The 733-nt window shown below is 76.0% G+C and carries 1 protein-coding gene; it reads right to left on the bottom strand.

Annotation, left to right across the window (positions count from 1 at the left end; genetic code table 11):
- On the bottom strand, nucleotides 1-733 hold a 733-nt coding region (locus ME121_RS32860), incomplete at both ends, for a methyl-accepting chemotaxis protein (protein WP_491892968.1).

Below are 733 nucleotides of genomic sequence, written 5' to 3'. Positions count from 1 at the left end.
CCGCCGCCTGCCCGACGTTGCGGACGATCTCGTGGGTGGCCGCGCCCTGCTGCTCGACCGCCGCCGCGATGGAGGTCGCGACGCCGTCGATGTCGCGGATCCGCGCCGTGATCGTCCCGATCGCCGCCACGGCCTGACCGGTCGAGGCCTGGACCCGCCCGATCTGGCCGGCGATCTCCTCGGTCGCCCGGGCGGTCTGCTCGGCCAGCGCCTTCACCTCGGTGGCCACGACGGCGAAACCGCGACCGGCCGCACCGGCACGCGCGGCCTCGATCGTGGCGTTGAGCGCCAGCAGGTTGGTCTGGCCCGCGATGGTCGAGATCAGCCCGACCACGTCGCCGATCCGCGTCACCGCCTCGCTCAGCTCCTGGACCAGCGCGCCGGTCTGATCGGCCTCGGCGACGGCCGCGCGCGCGAGGCTGGCCGAGCCGTCGACCTGCCGGCCGATCTCCTGGACCGAGGTGCCGAGTTCCTCGGCCGCCGCCGCCACGGTGCCGACGTTGCTGGCCGCCTGCTCGGCCGCGGCCGCGACGATGCTCGACTGCTCGGCGGTCTGCGCGGCGGTCTCGGTCATGCTCCGGGCCGTCGCCTGCAGGCCGGTCGCCGCGGCCGAGACCTGCGCGACGATCCCGCCGACGGTGTCGGCGAACCGGTCGGCGATCTGCCGCATGACGAGGCTGCGCTGGCGCTCCGCGTCCTGCCGGGCCGCCTCGGCCTCGGCCTCGAGCTGCCG

The organism is Methylobacterium sp. ME121 (assembly GCF_000974725.1).
GTDB classification, from domain to species: Bacteria; Pseudomonadota; Alphaproteobacteria; order Rhizobiales; family Beijerinckiaceae; genus Methylobacterium; species Methylobacterium radiotolerans.
Note: the sequence above shows the minus strand (reverse complement) of the source record. Positions and strands in the feature narration are given on the sequence as shown.